Source organism: Sphingomonas sp. (assembly GCF_019635515.1).
GTDB lineage: Bacteria > Pseudomonadota > Alphaproteobacteria > Sphingomonadales > Sphingomonadaceae > Sphingomonas.
Map to the genome: position 1 here is coordinate 183,487 of NZ_JAHBZI010000002.1, position 21,678 is coordinate 205,164.

Genomic DNA, 21,678 nt, shown 5'->3' on the forward strand with positions numbered 1-21,678 from the left:
CGCGGCGCGCCTCGCCCCTTGCCGGATCGTATCGCCGGCGGGTAGGCGAGGGAGATGAGCACAGCATCCTCGATCGGCGCCGAGCGCCTCCAGCGCCGCATGGCGCGTGGCGCGGCATTTCTCGGCAGTGACGTCGCCATCATGTGCGGTGCGATGTCGTGGGTGTCCGAGCGCAATCTCGTCGCGGCGATGTCGAATGCTGGCGGCTTCGGGCTGATCGCCTGCGGCGCGATGACCCCCGAACTGCTCGATGCCGAGATCGCGGGGACCAGCGCGCTCACCGGCAAGCCCTTCGGCGTCAATCTCATCACCATGCATCCGCAGCTGATGGATTTGATCGCGGTGTGCGCGAAGCATCGGGTCAGCCATGTCGTTCTCGCCGGCGGCCTGCCCCCGCCCGGCAGCCTCGATGCGATCAAGGCCAATGGCGCCAAATTGATCTGTTTCGCGCCCGCCCTCAGTCTCGCCAGGAAGCTGATCCGCTCGGGCGTCGACGCGCTGGTGGTCGAGGGCATGGAAGCCGGCGGCCATATCGGCCCGGTCTCGACCAGCGTGCTGGCTCAGGAGATTCTTCCCGAAGTCAGCGAGCAGGTCCCGGTTTTCGTCGCCGGCGGCATCGGCCGCGGCGAGGCGATCGCCGGCTATCTCGATCAGGGTGCGGCCGGCGTCCAGCTCGGCACCCGCTTCGTCTGCGCGACCGAGAGCATCGCCCACCCGAACTTCAAGAAGGCCTTCATCCGTGCTTCCGCTCGCGATGCGGTCGCCAGTGTCCAGATCGATCCGCGCCTGCCGGTCATTCCCGTCCGCGCGCTCAAGAACGCCTCGTCCGAGCTGTTCACCGCCAAGCAGCGCGAAGTCGCCCAGCTCCTCGACGAGGGCAAGGTCGAGATGCTCGAGGCGCAGCTCCAGATCGAGCATTATTGGGCCGGGGCGCTGCGCCGCGCGGTGATCGAGGGCGATATCGACAATGGTTCGCTGATGGCCGGTCAGTCGGTCGGCATGGTCAGCAAGGAAGAGCCCGTCGCCGAGATCATCGCCACGCTGATGGCCGAGGCCGCGCATGCCCTGGAGAAGCGGGCGGCCTGAACGGTCGGCTCAGCGGTTGCGTTCGCGGGCGAGCCTCCATAGCTCCACGCCGCACTGCCAGACCGAAAGCGCCGCGATCACCGGCACCGCGATCGCCAGCGCCTTGTCGAGCCCCTCCTGCATGCGGATCGCCTGCTCGGCATGGTCGCCGGCAGCGGTAACGGTAACCAGTCGCCCGGCTTGATACAGGACCGCGGCGATCGCCACGGTTCCGGCCGCGCAGCCAAGCGACAGCAGCGCGCGCAACAGCTTCCAGGTCGGTATCAGCAGCGATGCCACATCCTGCACGACGCGCGCGCCAACCAGCGCGATCACCGGCCAATAGAGCTTGGTCCAGACCGGCGCGGCATGCACCACCGCATCGGCGTCATGGGGCGACCAGAAATGGATCGGTAGCGCGCCGGTCCACCAGGCGATGAAGCCGAGGCCGAAGACGATGCCCATGATCGGCTCGCCGATCTTGCGCGGTCGCGCCTCGATCCGCGGCAGGCTCGGCAGGGATTCGGGCTTCCATTTCGCCAGATAGTCGCTCAGCCATCCGCCGCGCTCGATGATCGCGAAGGCCAGGGTCACGATCGCGGCATTGAGCAGCAGAGACGCCACCGCGCCGTGCAAGCCCTGCGACAGCGCCTGGATCGGCATCTGGCCGCCGACGATGCGCCCACCGATCTGGATCGCTTCGATCACCGCGACGACCGCCAGCACCACGCGCAGGACGAACCAGTAAAAGGGAAACACCTCCGCCCCGATCAGCGCCCGCTGCTCCCGATAGCCTCCGGCCACCGTGATCGGGTGCCCGAACTCCTTGAGCAGCGCGCTGACCTCGCTCTGGGTCAGCGGTCTGCCGAGCTTCGCCTCGCGATCCTCTATCCGGCTCTCGATCACTTCGCGCAGTTCGGCGATGATATCGTCGGTCTTGCCCGCGGGCAGGTTCCAGCGCACCGCGCCGAGATAGCGTTCGATCAGGTCCATCATTTGTCCCCTTGGGTTTCGAGGCGAAGGATCGATTCCGAGATCGCATTCCATTCGCCGAGCAATTGCGCGAGCACGCGGGTGCCGTCGGCACTGAGCCGGTAGAAGCGCTTGTTGCGCTTGGCCTCTTCGCGCCATTCGCTGGTGAGCAGCCCCTGCGTCTCGAGGCGGCGCAGCAGCGGGTAGAGCGCGCTCTCGTCGATCGGCAGCCCGGCTTGCTCGAGGCTCTGGCGCAGCGTGTAGCCGTAGCGCTCCTCGCGCAGCGCCACGAGCACCGCCAGCACCAGCGATCCGCGCCGAAGCTCCACGCGCATCTTCTCGAACAAATCTTCTTCGACGGGCATAAGCCTGTGTCTCATATCGTGTGTGATACACACTGTATGACATACACTATGTGGCGAGGCAAGCGCCCGAACTTATGGGTGGGCAGAATCACGCTAACTGGCTGATCCGCCGCGATTCATCATTTCCGTTTCAGGTCCCGGATGATCCTTCGATTCGAGATGAAGCGATGAGGGACGTCGTGAATCGGGCGGCATCCAGCGCTTTGCCGCTCGCCGGAATCCCGTGCGATTCGCCGGCGCCGGCTGCGAGGACCGTCAAGGCGACGACATGTCGCGGCTCCGCGATTCCTTCGCGCGGCGCAGGGCGAAGCGGCGCGCTTAATCGGTTCTTTACCCTGTCCGGCGCAGGGTTTCTTCACGCCGGGGGGCGATTAGGATCGGTTATGCGTGCCCTGCTGCTTCCCGTCTTTCTGGTTTTGTCCGTCGCCGGATGCGCGCGCGGTTCGCGCCCAGCCGAAATCGCCAGCCCGCTTCCCCCGCCGGTCGCTCGGGCGATGCCGGTGCCGCCGGCCAGCGCCGCGCCCAATCTGAAGCTGCCCGATCGCCTCGCCGATGGCAGCTATGTCACGCCCAATCGCAATCTCTCCGATGCGGCGGTGGTCTGGCATGTCCGCTCGGCGCTCAACGTCGCGGTGCTGGGCTGCCCGCAGGGACAGTCGCTTGCCGCCAACTACAACCGCCTGCTCCAGGCGCAGCGTGGTGCTTTTGCCAGCGCGCATCGCCGTCTCGCCGCCGAATATCGCGGCGGCGATTTCGACGCCGCGATGACGCGCGTCTATAATTATTTCTCGCAGCCGCCCGCCCAGCGCGACTTCTGCCCGGTCGCGGCCGATGTGCTCGCGCAGGCGATTGTTGCCCCGCCCGCCGAATTCGACGGCTTCGCGCGCGCGGCGCTGCTTCGCCTCGATGCGCCGTTCATCGCCTTCTATCGCGCATATGACGCCTATCGCGCCGATCTGGCGCAGTGGCGCGCGGGGCTCCAGCCGCCGCAGATCACCTATGAGGGCGGCGAATTTCTGCGCGACGATCGCCTTGCCGGCGGCGCGCCCGCAAAAATCCTCGCGACTCGCTGACCGACAGCGTTGGAAAGCCCGCGCGCAATCTGTTAGCGCTCGGCCATGGCCCAAGCCGCAGCCGCATCAGCCCGTGAAATACTGACGCGCCTTCACGACGTGATGGCGACGCGCCTGCCGGTCCAGTCCAAGCTCAACTCGGTGGTCCAGACGATCGGCGAGGTCCTCGATAGCGAGGTCTGCTCGATCTATCTGCTGCGCGAAGGCGTGCTTGAGCTCTATGCCACCCGCGGCCTGTCGCAGGACGCCGTCCATGTCACCAGGCTCGGGCTTGGTGAGGGTCTGGTCGGCACGATCGCCGCCAATGTCGAGACGCTGAACCTCGACGAGGCCGAGATGCATCCCGCCTTCGCCTATAGGCCGGAAACGGGCGAAGAGGTGTTCCACAGCTTCGCCGGCGTGCCGATCATCCGCCGCGAGCGTGCGGTGGGCGTGCTCGCGGTGCAGCATATGGAGCCGCGCCGCTACGCGGAAGTCGAGATCGAGGCGCTGCAGACGGTGGCGATGGTCCTGTCCGAGCTGATCGCCAATGCCGATCTCGTCGATTCCGGCGGCGGCGGATCGACCCGCCAGCAGCCGACCACCGCCAGCCATGCCAAGGGCTTCAAACTGGTCGAAGGCATGGCGGCGGGCGTCGCGGTGTTTCACCAGCCGCGCATCACCATCGAGCATACCGTCGCCGAGGATACCGAGGCCGAGCGCCACCGGGTCTATGCCGCGTTCGACAAGATGCGCGAGCAGATCGACAAGATGGCCAGCCAGGCCGAGTTCGGTGTCGGTGGCGAGCATGACGAGATTCTCGCGACCTATCGGATGTTCGCCTATGACGAAGGCTGGTCGCGCCGGATCAACGAGGCGATCGATTCCGGCCTCACCGCAGAAGCCGCGATCGAGCGCGTCCAGCAGCGCACCCGCCAGCGCATGCGCGAGATCGACGATCCGTTGCTGCGCGACCGGATGCACGATCTCGAGGATCTGGCGAACCGCCTGCTCCGCATCGTCTCGGGCCAGCTCGGCACCGCCGCCCAGATGGGTCTGCGCCAGGATTCGATCCTGATCGCCCGCAACATGGGCCCTGCCGAGCTGCTCGAATATGACCGCCGGCGGTTGAAGGGCGTGATCCTCGAGGAAGGCTCGCTGACCGCCCATGTCACCATCGTCGCCCGCGCCATGGGCGTGCCGGTGCTCGGCCGCGTCAAGGAGGTCCGCCGCCTGATCGCCGAGGGTGACATGCTGCTCCTCGATACCGGCGAGGAAAGCGTTTTCGTCCGCCCGACCCCGGCGATGGAGGAGGCGTTCTCGGCCAAGCTGGCGCTCAGCCAGAAGCGCCGCGCCGCCTTTGCCCGCCTGAAGGGCGAAGCCCCGGTCACCGCCGACGGCCACCGCATCACCGTGATGGTCAATGCCGGCCTCCGCGACGATCTCGGCGCGCTCGATCTGACCGGTGCCGATGGCATCGGCCTGTTCCGCACCGAATTCCAGTTCCTCGTCTCGGCGACCTTGCCGCAGCGCGAAGCCCAGCGCCGCCTCTACAAGGACGTGCTCGACGCCGCCGGCGACCGCCCGGTCACGTTTCGCACCGTCGATATCGGCGGTGACAAGGCGCTGCCCTATCTCAACCATGACGAGGATGGCGATGAGGAGAACCCGGCGATGGGCTGGCGGGCGCTGCGTCTCGCCCTTGATCGCGACGGCCTGATGAAGGCGCAGGCGCGCGCCCTGATCGAAGCCGGTGCCGGCAAGACCCTCAACATCATGTTCCCGATGGTCTCCGAGCCCTGGGAGTTCGACCAGGCCAGGGCGCTGTTCGAAGCCCAGCGCGCCTGGCTGGCCGAACGCGGCAAGAAGATGCCGGTCGATATCCGCTACGGCGCGATGCTCGAAGTGCCGGCGCTTGCCGAAGTGCTCGATATCCTGTTGCCCAAGCTCGATTTCCTGTCGATCGGCACCAACGATCTCACCCAGTTCCTGTTCGCCGCCGATCGTGCCCATCCCAGGCTGGCGCTGCGCTACGACTGGTTGAGCCCGTCGATCCTGCGCTTCCTCAAGCGCGTCTCCGATGCCTGCCACGCGGCTGATGTCACCGTCGGCGTCTGCGGCGAGATGGGGGGGCGCCCACTGGAGGCGATGGCACTGATCGGGCTCGGCATCGAGCGGCTGTCGATCACCCCCGCCGCGGTCGGCCCGATCAAGGCGATGGTCCGCTCGCTGCCGCGTGCCGCGATCATGGAGACGATGCGGGGCCTGCTCGCCGACGGCCGCGCCCCGATCCGCGAGACTCTCCAAAGCTGGGCATCCGAACATTCGGTCGAACTGGGTTGATCCAGGGGCGGATTCGGTTGCCGACACGTTGACAGGGGCGTTCGGCTGAGGGACACCGCCCCTGTAGCGGGCCGAAACGGGCGCACCCCGCTGCTTGGAGAGCGTAATGGAAGGCGAGATTGCGGAAGACCCCACGCTGTTTCCCGCAACCGTCGGTGAAAAATTGCGCGGTGCCCGCGAGGCGCAGGGGCTAGAACTCGCCGAAGTGGCGGCGCGAACCCGCATTCCCCAGCGTCATCTCGAGGCGATCGAGAAATCGAATTACGAGGGCTTGCCCTCGGTGACCTATGCGCTCGGTTTCGCCAAATCCTATGCCCGCGCGGTCGGCGCCGATGAGGTCGAGATCGCCCGCGAGCTGCGCGATGAGCTCGGCCGCAACCCGGAACGTGTCCAGACCGTACCGTCCTATGAGATGGAGGATCCCACCCGCGTGCCGCCGCGCGGCCTTGCCTGGGCGGGGATCGCGGTGGCGTTGCTGGTCCTGGTCGGCGTCGTGTTGTGGTACGGCACCGGCCTGTTCCGCGGCAGCGCCCCGCCGCCCGAAACGCTGATCATCCCCGAGGCCAACCTGACCGCGCCGGACAATAGCGTCGATGCCGCGCCGGTTACCGGCGGTCACGTCACGCTCGTCGCCACCGATACGGTGTGGCTGCGCGTCAGCGACGCCAATGGCGTGAAATTGTTCGAAAAGGAAATGTCGGCCGGCGAGCGCTACGACGTTCCCGCCGATGCCGATCGCCCGCACGTCCGCACCCCGCGCCCGGACCGGCTGCAGGTGCTGCTCAACGGCTCGCAGGTGCCGCCGCTCTCCGACAAGGCCGAACTGGTCGATGTCGGGATCAGCGCCGCCGCGCTGCAGGCGCGCGGACAGCCCGCGCCCGTCGCTTCCGCCACACCGGCGCCCTCGGCGTCTCCAACGCCCGCTGCAACCGCTCCCGCCGCGACGCCGACGCGCGCTCCCGTCCGCCCGACGCCGAGCCCGTCCCCGCGGGCGACGACCGCGCCGGTGCAGCGTCCGGCGCCCGAACCTGCGACGGGTAACACCAGCACCGCGCCGTAAGGGGCTGGCGGGGCGCGCCGCCTCTCCGCTATATGCGGTTCGATAATCCAGTGAACCTTGCACCGGGGGGTGTGAAAACCATGCGTATCTTGATGATTGCGGCGCTGATGACGTCCGCCTTTGGCCTGACCGGAACCGCCGTCGCGCAGGACGCCGCGCTGAGCGGCCGCGTCGACCGGCTCGAGCGCGAAATGCGCGCCGTCCAGCGCAAGGTGTTCCCCGGCGGCGCCGGCCAGACCGTCGAGCCGCAGATCGTGCCCGAGAGCAACACCACCGTCCCGGGCACGCCCTCGGGCAGTCCGCTGGTCGATCTCGGCGCGCGCGTCGCGGCGCTCGAAAGCCAGTCGGCGGCGCTGATCGGCCAGATCGAGCAGGCCCAGTATCGCCTGCGCCAGCTCGAAGACGCGTTCAGCGCGTATAAGCGGTCGACCGACGCCCGGATCAAGGCGCTCGAAGAGACCGCCTCGGCGGTCGCGGTCCGCGATCCGATCGTGCCGGCCGCCGATGTCGCGGTTGCGACACCCAAGCCAGCGACGTCCAAACCCGCCGCTGAGGCGCCCGCTCCCAAGCCCGCCACCACCGCGGCTGCCGGCGGCGCCCGCGCGCAGCAGGTCGCGGCAATCGAAAAGCCCAATAGCGGCGATGCCGCCGAAGACGGCTACACCTATGGCTTCCGCCTGTGGCAGGCCAAGCTCTATCCCGAAGCGCGCCGCGAGCTCGAAGCCGTCGCCACCAAATATCCCAAGCATCGCCGCGCCAGCTATGCGCAGAACCTGCTCGGTCGCGCCTATCTCGACGCCAATGCGCCGAGCCTCGCGGCGGTCGCTTTCTACCAGAATTACAAGACCAACCCGAATGGCGAGCGCGCGCCCGACAGCCTCTATTATCTGGCGCAGGCGCTGGTGAAGCTGAAAAAGCCGTCGACCGAGATCTGCAAGGTCTATGGCGAGCTCACGCAGCTTTACGGCGACAAGCTCTCGGCGGAGATGACCGCCGGCGTGGCCAAGGGGCGCACCGAACAGAAGTGCAAGTGATCCGGTGACGCTCGATCCGGAGGCGATCGAGCGCTTCCGGCGCGATACCGCCGCGCTGCTCGGCGGTCTTCCACAGGCCGGGCGGCCGCTGGCGCTGGCGGTTTCGGGCGGGGCGGACAGCATGGCGATGCTGGCGCTGGCGCATGCCGCCTTTCCCGGCGCCGTCATTGCCGCCACCGTCGATCACCGCCTCCGCGCCGCCGCGGCCGCCGAGGCGAGGATGGTGGCGGAGCACTGCCACCAGCTTGGTGTTCCCCACGCTATTCTGCATCCGGTGTCGCCGATCGGCGGATCGAGCATCCAGGCGCGTGCCCGCGAAGCCCGCTACGCCCTGCTCCAGCATTGGGCGCTTGCGGCCGGCGCCGCCGCGCTGTGCACGGCGCATCATGTCGAGGATCAGGCCGAGACCTTCCTGATGCGCGCCGCGCGCGGCGCGGGCCTGGCCGGGCTCGCCGGTATCCGCGCACGCCGCGCGCTAGCCGGCGGCGATGGCACGCTGGCGCTGATCCGCCCCTTGCTCCAATGGCGCCGCGCCGAACTCCGCGCGATCGCCGCGAACGGTCCGTTCGTAGATGATCCGAGCAACATCGACCCCGCGCACGATCGCAGCCGCTTCCGCCAACTGCTCGACGCGAGCCCCGACCTCGATCCGGCGCACCTCGCCGCGACCGCCAGCTACGCCGCCGAGGCGCAACAGGCGCTCGAGGACGTCACCGAACTCCTCTGGAAAAATCGCGCGAACCTCGCCCACGGTCGCGTCGAGATCGAACTCGGCGATCTCAATCGCGAGCTTCGCCGCCGCCTCGCCCGCCGCGCCATCGGCCATATCCTCGCCCGCCCGTTCGACGGTACCGCGATCGAGCCGCTGCTCGATGCGATCGCCGCCGGCAGGGGCGCCACACAGGCTGGGGTGATGGTCTCGGTGCGCGGCGCTGCCGCCATCTTCGCGCCTGCCCCGCCGCGTCGATCACACTGATCGGCCTAATCTCGCGCGCGTTCCATTGCCATTAACCTCGGCGCGCCTATCTTTAGGGTGACGAAAAAGGTGCCAGAGATTCGATGAGCGACAGTGACAAGCAGCAAGGCGGCGACAATCAGGGCGGCAGCCCCTGGATGAAGAGCCTGTTGATCTGGGTGGGTATCCTCGCGGCGCTGGCGCTGTTCGTAACCCTGTTCGATCGCCCGGCGGCGACCGGTGCGGGCAACCCGATCCCCTATTCGCAATTCCTCGACAAGGTCGAAGCGGGCGAGGTCCGCGACGTCAGCCTGTCGCCGGGTACCGGCACGGTCAGCGGCACGCTCAGCGGCGACACCAAGTTCCGCACCGTCAATCCCGGCGATCTCAAGCTGGTCGATCGCCTCCGCGAAAAGGGCGTGATCATCAACGCCCGCGCCGAGGAGCAGCCGTCGATCTGGCTGTATATGCTCTATAACTCGCTGCCGTTCCTGCTTTTCCTCGGCATCGCCTTCTTCGTGCTGCGCCAGATGCAGAAGAATTCGGGCTCGGGCGCGATGGGCTTCGGCAAGTCGCGCGCCAAGCTGCTCACCCAGCGCGAAGGCAAGGTCACCTTCGACGATGTCGCCGGCATCGACGAGGCACGCGAGGAGCTGCAGGAGATCGTCGAGTTCCTCAAGGATCCGACCAAGTTCGCCCGCCTCGGCGGCAAGATTCCCAAGGGCGCGCTGCTGGTCGGCTCGCCCGGCACCGGCAAGACCCTGCTCGCCCGCGCCATTGCCGGTGAAGCCGGTGTGCCGTTCTTCTCGATCTCGGGCTCGGACTTCGTCGAGATGTTCGTCGGCGTCGGTGCGAGCCGGGTCCGCGACATGTTCGAACAGGCCAAGAAGAGCGCTCCTTGCATCGTCTTCATCGATGAGATCGACGCGGTCGGCCGTTCGCGCGGCGCCGGCCTCGGCAACCAGAATGACGAGCGCGAGCAGACGCTCAACCAGCTGCTGGTCGAAATGGACGGCTTCGACGCCAATGAAGGCATCATCATCGTCGCCGCGACCAACCGCCCTGACGTGCTCGATCCGGCGCTGCTGCGTCCGGGCCGCTTCGATCGCCAGGTCCAGGTGCCGCGTCCCGATATCGAGGGCCGGGTCAAGATCCTTCAGGTCCATATGAAGAAGGTGCCGCTGGCGCCCGACGTCGATCCGCGCGTCATCGCCCGCGGCACGCCGGGCTTTTCGGGCGCCGATCTCGCCAATCTCGTCAACGAAGGCGCCTTGCTCGCCGCCCGCCGCGGCAAGCGGCTGGTCGCCGCGCAGGAATTCGACGATGCGCGCGACAAGGTGCTGATGGGCGCCGAGCGCCGCTCGATGGTGATGACCGACGATGAGAAAAGGATGACCGCCTATCACGAAGCCGGGCACGCCTTGGTCTTCGCGCACGAGCCCACCGCCGATCCGATCCACAAGGCGACGATCATCCCGCGCGGCTTCGCATTGGGCATGGTCCAGCCGCTGCCCGAGCGCGATTCGTACAGCTATCACCGCGACAAGATGCACGCCGATATTGCCGTGGCGTTCGGCGGCCGCGTCGCCGAGGAGATCATCTTCGGCTATGACAAGGTCAGCTCGGGCGCATCGAGCGACATCCAGCAGGCATCGAAGCTCGCCCGGGCGATGGTCACCAAATGGGGCCTGTCCGATGCGGTCGGCCCGCTCGATTTCAGCGACAGCCATGAAAGCTTCGGTTACGCGATGCAGCAGGCCAAGCCGATGTCGGACGAGACCGCGCGGCTGATCGACAGCGAGGTCAAGCGCTTCGTCGAGAAGGGGCTGGAGCGCGCCCGCCAGATCCTGACCGATCATGTCGATCAGCTCCATACGATCGCGCTGGCACTGCTCGAATATGAGACGCTGACCGGCGAGGAGATCAAGCGGCTGATCGCCGGTGACGATCTCGGCCGTGACGATCCCGGCGCCAGCGCGCCGGCGGTCGCGGTCGCGGGCACCTCGATCCCCAAGATCCGCCGTCCCAAGGGTCCGTTCGGCAATCCGGCGCCGCAAGGCGCCTGACCGCCCGAGTTCAGCCACACTCTTTCGCGAAACCCTCTCCGAGAAGATCGGGGAGGGTTTTTCGTATGAAGCGTCTGGTTCTGGCGGCTGCGGCTTTGTGTTTCGTCGCGACCTCGGCGAGCGCGATGACCGTCGCCGAATTCCTCGCCAAGGCCAATGCGCTCAAGGCCAAGGGGATGATGGCCGCCTTCTCGTCCGATATCGGCCTGCTCAAGAGCGAGATGGCCGGGATCGCCGCCGCTTATCGCGCCGATATAGAGAGCGCCCGCGCCGCCGGACGCAAGCCCCATAGCTGCCCGCCGCCCAAGGGACAGACCAGAATGACCTCGACCGACTTGCTCGCCGAGCTGGAGAATATCCCCGTCGCCAGGCGCGGCATGAGCATGAAGGCCGCCTTCTACGCGATCATGCTCAAGCGCTATCCGTGCCGCTGAGGCGGACTTAGCTCATCCCCAGCGCGATCAGGATGACTAGGAACAACGTTGCCACGATGATGATGAAGAAGCCGAGGATCGCGGTGCGCACGATCGTCGAGAACCAGCCCAGACCATAGGCCTGACGCAGCTGGCGGGCGATATGGACGATCGGGATCAGCAGCGCCACCGGCACCAGGATCGCGCTGTCGAGTCCAAGCACCCCGGCGATCGTCACCGCGATGAACAGCAGCGACATGAACGCGATCGAATAGGTGATGAATACCGTATGGTCGTAGAGGCGGAATTCGCGCCGCCAGGCGAACAGCAGCCACAGGAAAGGCAGCGACAGCGGGATCAGCAGCCATGAGAATTTGTAGCTGCTCGATTGCAGCTTGTAGAGCATCAGCGCGGGATTCTTGTTCCATTTCTCGATCCCGTGATCGAGCGGCGCCCAGCCGCTGTAACGCGTCGTGACGTTGAAATTATTATGGGTGTCGGCCTCCTTGGAGACGACCGGCAGCTCGGCGATGACGCGGTCGAGCTCGGCGATCCTTTTCTCGCTCCGCAGCCTTTTGGGGTCGCCTGGCGCGCGCGTGTCGCGGGCCGCGACCAGATCCTTGCGCTCGGCGAGCATCCCCTCGCGCGCGGTCTCGATATGCGTCGCCGCGCTGCCAGTGTTGATCTCGCTCGGCGCGGAGATTCCCGCCCACGAAAACACCGCGAACATCGCGAAGATCGAGAACAGGAAAAGCGCCATCGGCGAGACGAAGCGCGCGCGTTCGCCCTCGACATAGCGCCGCGTCAGCTCGCCCGGCCGCCATACGAGCAGCGGCAATGTGCGCCAGAGCTTGCCCTCGAAATGGGCGACGCCGTGGAGGATTTCATGCCCGATCGCCCCCAATGAACGATGAACGTGCCCGCTCTGTCCGCAGCGGTGGCAATGTGGACCCGCCAATGCGGTCCCGCAATTGAGGCACAATATGCCGCCGCCATGCCCTTCGCCGGCATGCGGTTCGAACGCCCGCCCGAGCAGCGCGCCCGTCGCGAACTCACCCGCGGCTTCGATTTCCCCCACCATGCGGCGGGCCTATCAGCTTCGTTTCGCGCGTGCTAGCGGGTCCGGATGGCCGAAACCGCACCCGAACTGATCGCCGTAATGGGCAAGCGCGCCCGCGCCGCCGCGGCGCGTCTGGCCGCGATGACAAGCGCCGAAAAGAGCCGTGCGCTTCTCGCGGCGGCGCAAGCGATTCGCGCGGACGCCGATGCGATCATCGCCGCCAATGCCAGGGATATGGCCGCCGCCGAAGCCAATGGCCTGTCCGGCGCGTTGCTCGACCGGCTCAGGCTCGACGCCGGCCGTGTCGAAAGCACCGCCGCCGGTGTCGAGGCGGTCGCCCGCCTCGCCGATCCGGTCGGCGACGTCATCGAGCGTGTCGAGCGCCCCAATGGCCTGGTTCTCACCCGGGTTCGCATCCCGATCGGCGTGATCGGCATCATCTATGAAAGCCGTCCCAACGTCACCGCCGATGCCGGTGCGCTCGCGGCGATGTCGGGCAATGCCGCGATCCTGCGCGGCGGTTCCGAAGCGGTCCACAGCAACCGCGCCATCCACGCGGCGCTCGCCCGCGGTCTCGAAGCCGGCGGTATGCCCGCCGATGCCGTTCAGCTCGTGCCCACCACCGATCGCGCCGCTGTCGGCGCGATGCTCACCGCCGAAGGGCTGATCGACATGGTCGTGCCGCGCGGCGGCAAGAGCCTCGTCGCTCGTGTCCAGTCCGAAGCGCGCGTCCCCGTCCTCGCCCATCTCGACGGCATCAATCACACGTTCATCGATCGTGCCGCCGATCCGGTGATGGCCCGCGATCTCGCCCTCAACGCCAAGATGCGCCGCACCGGCATTTGCGGCGCGACCGAGACGTTGCTCATCGACCGCGGCTTCGCCGATCCCTTGCCCGTTCTGTCGGCGCTCGCCGATGCCGGTTGCGAGCTGCGTGGCGATGGCGAAATCCAGGCGATCGAGCCCCGAACGCTCCCCGCCGAATGCGGCGATTGGGACACCGAATATCTCGACGCGATCCTGTCGGTGAAGCTCGTCGACGGCGTCGACGACGCCATGGCCCATATCGCTCGCCACGGCTCGCACCATACCGACGCGATCGTCACCGAAGACGAAGCCACCGCCGAACGCTTCCTCGCCCGCGTCGACAGCGCCATCGTCATGTGGAACGCCTCGACCCAGTTCGCCGATGGCGGTGAGTTCGGCCTCGGCGCCGAGATCGGCATCTCCACCGGCCGGCTGCATGCGCGTGGCCCGGTCGCATTGGAAGGCCTGACGACCTACAAATGGGTGGTGCGCGGGACGGGCCAGGCCCGCCCCTGACGCTTCACTTGCCCGACAATTCCTTGCGAATCGCGTCGGTATTGGGCTCGCGGCCGAGGAAATCGCGGATCAGCGCGCCTGCCGGCTTCGAGCCGCCCGGATCGAGCACCGCCTTGCGATAGGCCATCGCCGTCGCCTGGTCGCGGATCCCCGCAGCGCGGAAGCGCGTGAGCATGTCGAGCGAGATCGCCTTCGACCAGGCATAGGTGTAATAGATCGCCGAATAGCCGTTCAAATGCCCGAACGAGGCATACATATGCCCTTCGGCGGGCATCGGGATCAGCGCATAGCGGTTCTCCTGCTCGCGATAGACCTGGTCGAGGTCGAAACCCGCCGGGCGGTCGTAATACGCCAGCGACACCGCCGAGAAGCCGAGCTGGCGCTTCCAGCCGCCCGCCTCGCCGAAATGCCGCGCCGCGTTCATCTTCGCGACCAGATCGGCGGGGATCGTTTCGCCCGCGGGGTTCGACGCGAAGGTCTTGAGCGTGTCGTAATCCCAGGTCCATTCCTCGAGCAGCTGCGACGGCGCCTCGATGAAATCCCATTGCAGCGCGCCCATGCCCTGCGTCGAATATTGCTGATGCCCCGAATAGAGATTGTGGATCAGATGGCCGAACTCGTGGAGGAAGGTCGTGACGTCGTCATGATCCATCGGGCCCGTCTCGGGGAAATTGCACACCAGCGCCGCGATCGGCACCTGGCGCCCTTCCAGCCCGGTGCGGATGTCGAACTGGGCGGCGTGACTGAATTTGCCGTCGCGCGGCGAGAGATCGAGGAAGAAGCGGCCGACCAGCCGCTGGCCGTCCCAAAGCTCCCATGCGGTGACCCCCGGTGCCCAGGTCTCGGTCTTCCACGGGCGGATGTCCGCACCGAACAGGTCCTTCATCAGCCGGAAGATGCCGCTGCGTGTCTTGTCGAGCGTGAAATACTGGCGGACCAGCGCCGAATCGACGCTGTACTGCTCCTTGCGGATCAGCCCGTTGACATAGCCGCTGTCCCACGCGGTCACGCTTGTCGCCGACGGATCGATCTGCTTGAGCCGCGCCAGCGTCCGGGCGAGATCGGCTTCGGCGGCCGGCGTCGCCGCGCTGTTGAGCTCGTCCAGGAATTCGCGGGCGCGCGCCGGCGATCCGATCATCTTGTCCTTGGTGATCAGCGTCGCATAGTCGGGAAAGCCGAGCAGCTTGGCCAGTTCCTGCCGCTTGGCGATCAGCTTGGCGAGGACCGGGCCGTTCTCCGGATAGGCGCGGTTGACGAAGGCGAGCATCACCGCCTTTCGCGTCGCGCGGACCTCGGCATAGTCGAGGATCGGGAAGATGTCCGGATAGCTGGTGGTCAGCCGGATCTTGCCGTCGGCACCGGGCTTGTGCGCATCGAGATAATCCTGGGGCATCCCCGCGAGCGCGGCCGGGCCGTCGAGCACGATCTCGCCCTTATATTCGGAGATATTGCGATCGAAGGCGAGGCCGATCTCGGTGATCTCCTTCTGCATCGCCGCGATCTGCGCGCGCGTCGCGGCATCGCGGTCGACACCCGCCAGGCGATAATCGAGCAGCTGCTTGTTGAGCGTGAAGGCCGTGGCGGGATCAAGATTCGCGGTCGGGATCGCGGAAAGCCGGTCGTAGACCGGGCGCGACAGCGAAAGGTCGGTTCCCGCCGCCGAGATCTTCTCGACGCAGCCTTGCGCGGCGTCGCGCACCGGCTTGGCGGGATTGGTCTCCTTGATCAGGCCCATCTCGTTGCCGATGCCGCCGAGCAGATTGACCAGCGCGTCGAAGCTCTGGAAATCCCCCTTGATGGTCGCGGGGCCCTTGCGGCCCTCGAGCCCGGTGCGCAGCTTCTGCGCGAGCGCCAGTGCGGCGGTGCATCGCGCATCGATCGTCGGCGCATCCTTGACGGTGGTCAGGATGGTGGTGGCAAGGAAGCCGTCGCTCTCGGCGCGCGGATCGGGCGCGGGCGCCGTCGCGCCGGTGGAAACCGCCCATGCCACCGCCAGGGCACTCAATCCAATCCGCCGCATCATCGCCATCCCCCTGGTCAAGTTGCGGCTTTCTCGCACGCCGCCAACGGCTTCACAATTGCCCGCGTGCGTGCAAAGCCGCGATCATGAAGCGCATCGGCCTGCTCGGCGGCTCGTTCAATCCCGCGCACAAGGGGCATCGCGCGATCTCGCTCCACGCCCTGCGCGCGCTCGATCTCGACGAAGTGTGGTGGCTGGTCTCGCCCGGCAATCCGCTCAAGCCGCAAGAGGGTATGGCGCCGCTCAGCGCCCGCCTCGCCTCGGCCCGCAAGATGGCCCGTCATGCCCCGATCCGCGCCACTGCGATCGAGGCCCGGCTCAAGACCCGTTACACCGTCGATACCCTCACCAAACTCCCGCGCATGTTCCCGAAGCACCGCTTCATCTGGCTGATGGGGGCGGACAATCTCGGGCAGTTCCATAAGTGGCGCGACTGGCGCGGAATCGCCCGGCAGGTTCCGATTGCGGTGGTCGCGCGTCCGGGGTATGATCGCAAGGCCCGCGCAAGTCCTGCGATGGGTTGGCTGCGGCGCGCTGTGCGGCCCGCAGGCCAGGCAAAGAACTGGACGCGTTGGAGATTGCCGGCCCTCGTGCTGCTGCGCTTTCGCCCCGATCCGACTTCGGCGACAAGCCTTCGGGCCGCCGACCCTGCCTGGCATCGGCGTTTTTCGCCGTCTCCAGAACCAGACAGCACAGCTATCGCTCACCCTTAGGAGGCCCCTTGGCCACATCGCCCAACGTCTCGCCTGTTCCCAAGTCCGATGGAGTGGAGGCGCTGCACAAGATCATCCTCGCCTCGCTCGACGACGATCAGGCGGTCGAAACCGTCTCGATCCCGCTCGCCGGCAAGAGCAGCATCGCCGATTATATGGTGGTGTCCTCGGGCCGCTCGACGCGCCAGGTCGCCTCGATGGCCAACAAGCTCGCCGAGAAGATCAAGGCCGAGAGCGGGCGCAGCCCCCGTGTCGAGGGCCTGCAGACCGCCGATTGGGTGTTGATCGATGCCGGCGACGTCATCGTCCATCTGTTCCGCCCCGAAGTGCGCAGCTTCTACAATCTCGAGCGGATGTGGTCGTTCGGCGAAGCGCCGGCGGCCAACTGAGCCGGCCATGCTCCTCCACATCGTCGCGAGGGGCAAGATCGGGCGATCGCCAGAGGCCGAGCTGGTCGAGCGCTACCTCAAGCGCGTGACCTGGCCCACCCGCGTCACCGAACTGCCCGACACCGGCGGCAGGATGCCCGACCTCGCTCCCGGCACGCGCGTGGTGATGCTCGACGAGACCGGCGACAATCTCCCCTCGCGCGTCCTTGCCGAGCGGCTCGGGGCGTGGCGCGACGATGGTGTCCGCGAAACCCGCTTCCTGATCGGCGGCGCCGACGGTTTCGGCGATGCCGAACGGGCCGGCGCGGACCTGCTGCTCTCCTTCGGCCGCGCAACCTGGCCGCACATGATGGCCCGCGCCATGCTCGCCGAGCAATTGTGGCGCGCCGCCTCGATCCTTGCCAACCACCCCTATCATCGCGAAGGGTAGGGCGATGCTCCGCGCCGCCGCCCTTGCCGGATCGATGCTCGCGATCCTCGCGACCGGCAGTCTGGCCTCCGCGCAAATCCCGACGCTACAGGAACAGCAATCGCGCCTGCAAAGCGCCAATGCCCGCTCGCGCGAGGCGCAGGCGCGCAGCCGCGCGCTCGAACAGGCGGCCGCCGGCGAGCGCGATCAGGCCGCGCAGGCCCGCGCCCAGGAAGCCGCCGCCGCCGAGCGGATCAAGGCCGCCGAAGCCGATATCGCCGCCGCCACCGCCCGGATCGGCATCGTCGATCGCCAGCTCGCCGATCAGCGTACCCGCGTCGCCGAGCAGCAGGGTCCGATCCTCCGCCTGATCGCCGCGCTCCAGTCGATGGCCCGCCGCCCGCCGGTGCTCGGCCTCGTCCAGCCCGGCTCGACCGAGGATGTCGTCCATGTCCGCGCCGTGCTCGGCACCGCGATGCCGGTGGTCGCGGCGCGCACCACCCAGGTTCGCGCCGAGCTCGGCCGCATCCGCGCGCTGCGGGCCGAGGCCGCCGCCGCCGTCGCCAGCCTCAAGGAAGCGCGTGACCGCATCGAGTCCGAACGGGTGGCGCTGGTCAAGCTCGAGGGCGAGCACCGCGCCCGCTCGCAGGAGCTGGATCGCGGCGCCCTCACCGAATCGGATCGCGCGCTGGCGCTGGGCGAGCAGGCCCGCGACATCGTCGATCAGATGCAGAGCGCCGGGCAGGCCGCCGAGCTGCAGGGCGATCTCGCCGCGCTCCCCGGCCCGCTGCCGCGCACCGGCGACGCGCAGGCGCCGAAGCGCAGCCCCGGCGGCGCACCCTATCGCCTGCCGGTCAGTGGCCAGGTGGTCACCGGCATGGGCGAATTGTCCTCCACCGGCGTCCGCGCCCGCGGCATCACCCTCGCCTGCGCGCCCGATGCCCAGGCGGTTGCGCCCGCGGCCGGCCGCATCGTCTATGCCGGTGACTTCCGCGCCTATGACGGCGTCGTCATCATCGATCACGGCAATGGCTGGACCTCTCTGATCACCGGCCTCGGCGCGGTTTCGGTCAAGGTCGGCGATCAGGTCGGGCAGGGCAGCGCGATCGGCCGCGCCCCCGGCGGCGATGCCCCGCGCGTCACCATCGAGCTGCGCCGCCGCGGCCAGCCCATGGATTTGGCGCAATTGCTCGACTGACACGCCGCATCCACATTCTGTCACCCCGGAATAGGTCGGTATTTATGCCATTCGAGCATGTGTCTCCCGCAGTTCCCCGGCGAAGGCCGGGGCCCAGTTGGCGGACGGATATTGGCGAGCGCAGCGCTTCGTTACGGCCACCTCTCCACCTGGGCCCCGGCCTTCGCCGGGGAACCGCAGATGTTCGAGCGGGATAGGCACCGAACGGGTCGGGGGTGGCAATCTGGTTGTGGCAACGAATATCCGCGAAGACCTGACACGCCGTGCAAATGCCGTTATCCCGCACTAAATCAATTGTGCGCTAGCTTGGCGCCGGTTGTTACGTTTGAGGTCGTCCAGAATGCTCCGTCCGCTTCTTCAGGTCACTGCCGCGGTCAGCGCGCTCGCGCTTGTCCCCATCGCCTCGGGCGCGATGGCGCAGGTCGATACCGCCAGCTACCGCCAGCTCGACATGTTCATGGAGGTCTTCAACCGGGTGAAGGCCAATTATGTCGACAAGGTCGATGACGCGACGCTGGTCAAGGGCGCGATCGATGGCATGCTCGCCGCGCTGGATCCGCATTCGTCGTTCGCCGACGGGCTCGAATTCGACAATCTCAAAATCCAGACCGACGGCAATTATGGCGGGCTGGGCTTGAGCGTCACCCAGGAGAATGGCGCGGTAAAGGTGATCACGCCGACCGAGGACACGCCTGCCCAGCGCGCCGGCATCAAGGCGGGCGACTTCATCACCCATCTCGATGGCAAGTTCATTGTCGGCGGCAGCCTCGACGAGGCGATCCAGCAGATGCGCGGCAAGCCCGGCACCAAGATCACGCTTACCGTGGTCCGCCCCGGCGCCGACAAGCCGCTCCAGTTCACGCTGGTGCGCGAGATCATCACGACCAGGCCGGTGAAGTGGGAAGTGAAGGGCAATATCGGCTATATCAACATCAACACCTTCACCGCCCAGACCGGTGCCGACACGATCAAGGCCATCCAGGAGATCGACAAGAAGCTCGGCCGCAAGCCGCTCGGCTATGTCGTCGATCTGCGCCAGAATGGCGGCGGGCTGCTCAGCGAGGCCATCGCCGTGTCGGACGTGTTCCTCAGTCATGGCGAGATCGTTTCGCAGCGCGGCCGCGAGAAAGCCGATATCGAGCGCTATTATGCCGAATCGATGGTTCCCGGCGATCTCGCCCGCGGGCTGCCGGTGGTGGTGCTGGTCGATTCGGGCACCGCTTCGGCCTCGGAAATCGTCGCCGGCGCGCTCCAGGATCATCACCGCGCGCTGGTGATGGGCGAGCGCAGCTTCGGCAAGGGTTCGGTCCAGTCGATCCTGCAGATGGGCGACCGCGCCGCGTTGCGCCTGACCACCGCGCGTTACTACACGCCGTCGGGCCACAGCGTGCAGGAAGGCGGCATCCGCCCGGATCTGGTGGTCCCGCAGATTTCGGATGCCGATTACAAGGATCGCCCGGTGGTCCGCGAAGCCGATCTTCGGCGGCATCTGCTCAACAGCGACAAGGTCGACGACAAGGTGCTCGAAGAGGATGTCATCACCGATCCGCGCTTCTCGCAGACCGCGGAGCAGCTCAAGAAGCAGGGCATCGACGATTTTCAGCTCCATTACGCGCTCCAGACGATCGCCCGCCTCGGCCCCAAGCCGCAGGTCGCGGCGAAGAGCCGCTAAGCGATGTACCGCGACGGGCTCCGCACCGCGCAGCTGATTGCGCTTTTCCTGCCGCTGGCTTTGATCGCCGGGGCGCTTGGCTCGCAGGTGTTCGGCGGGCTGATCCCGTGCGAGATGTGCCATTGGCAGCGCTGGCCGCATTATGCCGCGATCATCGTCGCGGCGCTGTCGTTCGCGGTTCCGCACCGTCCGACGCGGATGCTGTTCGTGCTGTTTGCCGGCGTTCTGATCGCGCTTTCGGGCGGTATCGGCATTTTCCACGCCGGCGTTGAATATCACTGGTGGCCCGGCATCACCCCCTGCTCCACCGATGTCGCGCATGGCGATCCGATGCAGATCATGATGGAGCAGCTCGGCAAGCCGCTCATCCGCTGCGACGCCGCGCAATGGTCGCTGTTCGGGATCAGCCTCGCCGGGTTCAATGCGATTCTCTCGCTCGCCGGCGCGGTCGCGATCTTCGCCTTCGCCGCCCGCCGTCCGCGATGAGCTGGAAGCCCGGCGACGCGCGCGAACACATGGCCAGCATGGTCCGGGTGGATCAGGCTGGCGAATATGGCGCGACGCGGATCTATGCCGGGCAGTTGGCGGTGATGGGCGATCGCCTGCCCGCCGCGCGGGTCATCGCAGGCATGGCCGCGCAGGAGGAGCGCCACCGCGCCTTTTTCGACAAGATGATCGCGGATCGCGGCGTACGCCCCACTGCGCTTCAGCCCTTCTGGAATGTCGCCGGTTTCGCATTGGGGGCGGTCACCGCCGCGATCGGCCCCAATGCCGCCATGGCCTGCACCGCCGCGGTCGAGACCGAGATCGACATCCATTATCGCCAGCAGCTCGAAGAGCTGGGTGACAGCGATACCGAGCTCAGCCATGCCGTCGCCGAGTTTCGCGCCGAGGAGCTGGAGCACCGGGATACCGCTATCGAAGCGGGCGCGGAGAACCTTATCGGCTATCCTTTGTTGTCCGGAATGATACGCCTCGGTTGTCGTGCGGCGATTGCGCTGTCGAAACGAATCTGACAGGCATCGGTCGCCGACAGGCGTGGTTCACGTCGGCGTCCGCATAAGGCGTCCAACCGTCTTCGCGAAGGAGCAGGCACGATGTTGAAGAAAATCGCTCTTCTGGCCGCATTTGCCGCCGCCCCCGCGCTGATCCCGTCGGCGCAGGCGCAGAATGCCGCGCAAAACGGCGTGCTGATCATCTATGGCGATGACAAGTGCCCGACCAATACCAATGGCGAGGAAATCGTCGTCTGCCGGCGCCTCGATGAGGCCGAGCGCTACCGCATCCCCAAGAATCTGCGCGAGGCCGAAGGGCGCCCCCAGGCCAATGAGAGCTGGGCGGTGCGCTCGCAGGGCGCGCTCGACACCGGCCGTTTCGGCACCGGCAGCTGCTCGACGGTCGGCGTCGGCGGCACCACCGGCTGCTTCGTCCAGCAGGCGACCGCCGCCAAGAAGGAGCGTCAGGCCGCCAAGAAGGCCGAAGAGAATCTTCCGTTGCCCTAAGGCTTGCAATGTAGGATTTCGCCTGCTTGGCTCATGCGGTCGGCATTGCCGTCCGCTCTTTGAAATC

At 67.1% G+C, this 21,678-nt stretch carries 21 protein-coding genes; 17 read left to right on the forward strand and 4 right to left on the reverse strand.

Translation table 11 applies throughout. The features are described 5' to 3' along the window. Positions 1-54: 54 nt before the first annotated feature. Entirely contained in the window at positions 55-1,086 is a 1,032-nt protein-coding gene (locus tag KF730_RS13125; RefSeq protein WP_294097879.1) for a nitronate monooxygenase, read from the forward strand. 9 nt (positions 1,087-1,095) lie between these two features. Here the strand turns inward: KF730_RS13125 and KF730_RS13130 are convergent, their stop codons facing one another. Continuing rightward, positions 1,096-2,058, reverse strand: coding sequence for a hypothetical protein (locus tag KF730_RS13130; RefSeq protein WP_294097881.1), 963 nt, complete (start codon positions 2,056-2,058; stop codon positions 1,096-1,098). Then, positions 2,058-2,402, reverse strand: coding sequence for a PadR family transcriptional regulator (locus tag KF730_RS13135; protein WP_294097883.1), 345 nt, complete (start codon positions 2,400-2,402; stop codon positions 2,058-2,060). Before KF730_RS13135 ends, KF730_RS13130 begins: the two co-directional genes overlap by 1 nt. Before the next feature lie 383 nt (positions 2,403-2,785). Here KF730_RS13135 and KF730_RS13140 point away from each other — a divergent pair, with 383 nt between their 5' ends. From KF730_RS13140 to KF730_RS13170, 7 genes are all read left to right on the forward strand, one after another. Then, positions 2,786-3,475 (forward strand): hypothetical protein, encoded by a 690-nt coding sequence (locus KF730_RS13140; protein WP_294097884.1) that lies wholly within the window; start codon positions 2,786-2,788, stop codon positions 3,473-3,475. 45 nt (positions 3,476-3,520) lie between these two features. Continuing rightward, entirely contained in the window at positions 3,521-5,797 is a 2,277-nt protein-coding gene (gene ptsP / locus KF730_RS13145; protein ID WP_294097885.1) for a phosphoenolpyruvate--protein phosphotransferase, read from the forward strand. 106 nt (positions 5,798-5,903) lie between these two features. Further along, positions 5,904-6,857 carry a helix-turn-helix domain-containing protein gene (locus KF730_RS13150; protein WP_294097886.1) on the forward strand — a complete coding sequence of 318 codons (954 nt, stop codon included), beginning with the start codon at positions 5,904-5,906 and terminating at the stop codon, positions 6,855-6,857. Positions 6,858-6,937: 80 nt separating this feature from the next. Then, a complete protein-coding gene (locus KF730_RS13155) occupies positions 6,938-7,891 on the forward strand; it encodes a hypothetical protein (protein ID WP_294097887.1) in 954 nt (317 codons plus the stop codon). 4 nt (positions 7,892-7,895) lie between these two features. After that, on the forward strand, positions 7,896-8,867 hold the full coding sequence (tilS, locus tag KF730_RS13160; protein ID WP_294097889.1) for a tRNA lysidine(34) synthetase TilS: 972 nt from the start codon (positions 7,896-7,898) through the stop codon (positions 8,865-8,867). Between the two features lie 83 nt (positions 8,868-8,950). Further along, the gene (gene ftsH, locus KF730_RS13165) at positions 8,951-10,912 is read left to right on the forward strand and encodes an ATP-dependent zinc metalloprotease FtsH (RefSeq protein ID WP_294097891.1); all 1,962 of its coding nucleotides are present in this window, start codon (positions 8,951-8,953) and stop codon (positions 10,910-10,912) included. A 65-nt stretch (positions 10,913-10,977) separates the two neighbouring features. Next, on the forward strand, positions 10,978-11,346 hold the full coding sequence (locus KF730_RS13170; protein ID WP_294097893.1) for a hypothetical protein: 369 nt from the start codon (positions 10,978-10,980) through the stop codon (positions 11,344-11,346). Positions 11,347-11,353: 7 nt separating this feature from the next. Here KF730_RS13170 and KF730_RS13175 read toward each other — a convergent pair whose 3' ends face one another. Next, on the reverse strand, positions 11,354-12,406 hold the full coding sequence (locus KF730_RS13175; protein ID WP_294097894.1) for a DUF3667 domain-containing protein: 1,053 nt from the start codon (positions 12,404-12,406) through the stop codon (positions 11,354-11,356). 45 nt (positions 12,407-12,451) lie between these two features. Here KF730_RS13175 and KF730_RS13180 point away from each other — a divergent pair, with 45 nt between their 5' ends. Next, on the forward strand, positions 12,452-13,708 hold the full coding sequence (locus tag KF730_RS13180; protein ID WP_294097895.1) for a glutamate-5-semialdehyde dehydrogenase: 1,257 nt from the start codon (positions 12,452-12,454) through the stop codon (positions 13,706-13,708). 4 nt (positions 13,709-13,712) lie between these two features. On the opposite strand, the gene KF730_RS13185 is transcribed toward KF730_RS13180, so the two are convergent. After that, positions 13,713-15,749, reverse strand: a complete 2,037-nt coding sequence (locus tag KF730_RS13185) for a M3 family metallopeptidase (protein WP_294097897.1) — start codon at positions 15,747-15,749, stop codon at positions 13,713-13,715. A gap of 65 nt (positions 15,750-15,814) precedes the next feature. Between KF730_RS13185 and KF730_RS13190 the strand changes: the two genes are divergently transcribed. From KF730_RS13190 to KF730_RS13225, 8 genes are all read left to right on the forward strand, one after another. Then, positions 15,815-16,441, forward strand: coding sequence for a nicotinate-nucleotide adenylyltransferase (locus tag KF730_RS13190; protein WP_294097899.1), 627 nt, complete (start codon positions 15,815-15,817; stop codon positions 16,439-16,441). Between the two features lie 8 nt (positions 16,442-16,449). Continuing rightward, on the forward strand, positions 16,450-16,830 hold the full coding sequence (gene rsfS, locus KF730_RS13195; protein WP_294097900.1) for a ribosome silencing factor: 381 nt from the start codon (positions 16,450-16,452) through the stop codon (positions 16,828-16,830). Positions 16,831-16,837: 7 nt separating this feature from the next. Then, positions 16,838-17,260, forward strand: a complete 423-nt coding sequence (locus KF730_RS13200; RefSeq protein WP_294097902.1) for a 23S rRNA (pseudouridine(1915)-N(3))-methyltransferase RlmH — start codon at positions 16,838-16,840, stop codon at positions 17,258-17,260. Positions 17,261-17,264: 4 nt separating this feature from the next. After that, on the forward strand, positions 17,265-18,437 hold the full coding sequence (locus KF730_RS13205) for a peptidoglycan DD-metalloendopeptidase family protein (RefSeq protein WP_294097903.1): 1,173 nt from the start codon (positions 17,265-17,267) through the stop codon (positions 18,435-18,437). 340 nt (positions 18,438-18,777) lie between these two features. Beyond that, positions 18,778-20,109, forward strand: coding sequence for a S41 family peptidase (locus KF730_RS13210; protein ID WP_294097904.1), 1,332 nt, complete (start codon positions 18,778-18,780; stop codon positions 20,107-20,109). Positions 20,110-20,112: 3 nt separating this feature from the next. Next, a complete protein-coding gene (locus KF730_RS13215; RefSeq protein ID WP_294097906.1) occupies positions 20,113-20,595 on the forward strand; it encodes a disulfide bond formation protein B in 483 nt (160 codons plus the stop codon). After that, complete coding sequence (locus KF730_RS13220; protein WP_294097908.1) at positions 20,592-21,125, forward strand: demethoxyubiquinone hydroxylase family protein; 534 nt, start codon at positions 20,592-20,594, stop codon at positions 21,123-21,125. The genes KF730_RS13215 and KF730_RS13220 overlap by 4 nt, the downstream gene beginning before the upstream one ends. Before the next feature lie 81 nt (positions 21,126-21,206). Next, complete coding sequence (locus KF730_RS13225) at positions 21,207-21,611, forward strand: hypothetical protein (RefSeq protein ID WP_294097910.1); 405 nt, start codon at positions 21,207-21,209, stop codon at positions 21,609-21,611. Positions 21,612-21,678 lie beyond the last annotated feature (67 nt).

Bases quoted from the DNA above. Each gene is read 5' to 3' on its own strand.
- KF730_RS13205 (WP_294097903.1), top strand. From the start codon at position 17,265: ATGCTCCGCGCCGCCGCCCTTGCCGGATCGATGCTCGCGATCCTCGCG.
- KF730_RS13155 (WP_294097887.1), top strand. From the start codon at position 6,938: ATGCGTATCTTGATGATTGCGGCGCTGATGACGTCCGCCTTTGGCCTG.
- KF730_RS13130 (WP_294097881.1), bottom strand. From the start codon at position 2,058: ATGGACCTGATCGAACGCTATCTCGGCGCGGTGCGCTGGAACCTGCCC.
- KF730_RS13225 (WP_294097910.1), top strand. From the start codon at position 21,207: ATGTTGAAGAAAATCGCTCTTCTGGCCGCATTTGCCGCCGCCCCCGCG.
- KF730_RS13175 (WP_294097894.1), bottom strand. From the start codon at position 12,406: ATGGTGGGGGAAATCGAAGCCGCGGGTGAGTTCGCGACGGGCGCGCTG.
- ftsH (WP_294097891.1), top strand. From the start codon at position 8,951: ATGAGCGACAGTGACAAGCAGCAAGGCGGCGACAATCAGGGCGGCAGC.
- ptsP (WP_294097885.1), top strand. From the start codon at position 3,521: ATGGCCCAAGCCGCAGCCGCATCAGCCCGTGAAATACTGACGCGCCTT.
- KF730_RS13200 (WP_294097902.1), top strand. From the start codon at position 16,838: ATGCTCCTCCACATCGTCGCGAGGGGCAAGATCGGGCGATCGCCAGAG.
- KF730_RS13180 (WP_294097895.1), top strand. From the start codon at position 12,452: ATGGCCGAAACCGCACCCGAACTGATCGCCGTAATGGGCAAGCGCGCC.
- KF730_RS13140 (WP_294097884.1), top strand. From the start codon at position 2,786: ATGCGTGCCCTGCTGCTTCCCGTCTTTCTGGTTTTGTCCGTCGCCGGA.
- KF730_RS13220 (WP_294097908.1), top strand. From the start codon at position 20,592: ATGAGCTGGAAGCCCGGCGACGCGCGCGAACACATGGCCAGCATGGTC.
- KF730_RS13150 (WP_294097886.1), top strand. From the start codon at position 5,904: ATGGAAGGCGAGATTGCGGAAGACCCCACGCTGTTTCCCGCAACCGTC.
- KF730_RS13125 (WP_294097879.1), top strand. From the start codon at position 55: ATGAGCACAGCATCCTCGATCGGCGCCGAGCGCCTCCAGCGCCGCATG.
- KF730_RS13190 (WP_294097899.1), top strand. From the start codon at position 15,815: ATGAAGCGCATCGGCCTGCTCGGCGGCTCGTTCAATCCCGCGCACAAG.
- KF730_RS13170 (WP_294097893.1), top strand. From the start codon at position 10,978: ATGAAGCGTCTGGTTCTGGCGGCTGCGGCTTTGTGTTTCGTCGCGACC.
- KF730_RS13215 (WP_294097906.1), top strand. From the start codon at position 20,113: ATGTACCGCGACGGGCTCCGCACCGCGCAGCTGATTGCGCTTTTCCTG.
- KF730_RS13135 (WP_294097883.1), bottom strand. From the start codon at position 2,402: ATGCCCGTCGAAGAAGATTTGTTCGAGAAGATGCGCGTGGAGCTTCGG.
- KF730_RS13210 (WP_294097904.1), top strand. From the start codon at position 18,778: ATGCTCCGTCCGCTTCTTCAGGTCACTGCCGCGGTCAGCGCGCTCGCG.